Here is a 1,359-nt window from a genome sequence, read left to right on the forward strand (position 1 = left end):
GTAAAGATTTCACCGTAACTCTGCCAACTGTTTCTGCTTCTACTCTGGCAACTCAGAGCGCAACTGCTGGCCGTACTCCGTTCGCGATCAACCTGACCAAATGCTCTAAAGGCCAGGTAGCTACTTATTTCGAACCGGGCGCTACTGTTGATTTCAATACTGGCCGTCTGAACAACCAGGCGCAGACTGATGCTGCAACTAACGTGCAGATCCAGCTTCTGGGCAGCAACAACCAATTCCTGCCTATCCTGGCTGCTGGTGCTAATGGTGCGCAGAATAACTCCCAGTGGGTTACCGTTGCTAACGAAGGCGACTCTGCTGACCTGAACTACTACGCTGAATATTACGCTACCAACGCTGCCGGCGCTGGTGATGTGACTTCTAGCGTTCAGTACACCATCATTTACCAGTAAGTAATATTTCTTTAAGTAATATTCTTATTCGGGTGGGGGAGTTATGCCCCCACCGTTTTCCCTTACCGTAGCGATAAGATAATGAAGAACTCATTTAAAAAATACAGCATATTGCTGAGCGCCATGCTTTTCAGTAGCAGCGTTTTTTCCAGTGTCATTATTAACGGTACTCGTATTATTTATCCGGGAAAGCAACGGGAAGTTACCGTCCAATTATCAAATAATGGTGCTTCACCGGCACTTATTCAGTCTTGGATTGATGAAGGCGACGCAAAAACCACACCAGAAAACAGCAAAGCGCCATTTATCGTTTCACCGCCAATCAGCCGTGTTGAACCGGCTACCGGCCAAGCGCTGCGCGTTTCATTGACCACGGCGAGTTTGCCGCAAGACAAAGAATCCTTGTTTTGGTTGAACGTACTGGAGATCCCGCCAGCACCAACCGGGGCAAACAATGGCGCACCTGAAAACTTTTTACAGGTGGCATTCCGTACCCGCGTAAAACTGCTGTATCGGCCGACCGGTCTGGCGGGAGAAGCGAATGATGCGCCGGAAAAACTGCAGTGGCGCTTCAGCGCTGGGGGCGTCAGCGTGAAAAACCCAACGCCGTACTATGTGTCATTTACCGAGATTAATGCTGTCGTGAACCAAAAACGTGTGCCGTTGGCCCCGCACGGCGACATGCTGGCACCCGGACAGGAAAAGACATTGTCGTTCTCCGGCGACAGCGCGCGCATTGCTGACATTGCCTACACCACTATTAATGATTTTGGCGGACGCGTGTCCCGTACTAAGAATAAGCAAAAGTAACTCTTGGAACAGAGCCTCAGGCCCAGAGCAATTTATTTCAGAGGGCGAGCTTAATTTGGTAAAGGAATGCTTTATATGAAAGAGTTACCTATCTCTGCAGCTGTTAAAATGGCGCTGTCCAATTATAAATCGATTC

At 49.2% G+C, this 1,359-nt stretch carries 2 protein-coding genes; both read left to right on the forward strand.

The genetic code is table 11. From position 1 onward, the window contains the following. Nucleotides 1-413 (forward strand): fimbrial protein (locus tag ACZ60B_RS42950; protein WP_469397548.1); only part of this gene is annotated, 413 nt, incomplete at its 5' end. Nucleotides 414-494: 81 nt separating this feature from the next. After that, entirely contained in the window at nt 495-1,223 is a 729-nt protein-coding gene (locus tag ACZ60B_RS42955; RefSeq protein ID WP_147822979.1) for a fimbrial biogenesis chaperone, read from the forward strand. Nucleotides 1,224-1,359: the final 136 nt, after the last annotated feature.

The sequence above is a fragment of the Streptomyces sp. NPDC104096 genome (assembly GCF_055584385.1).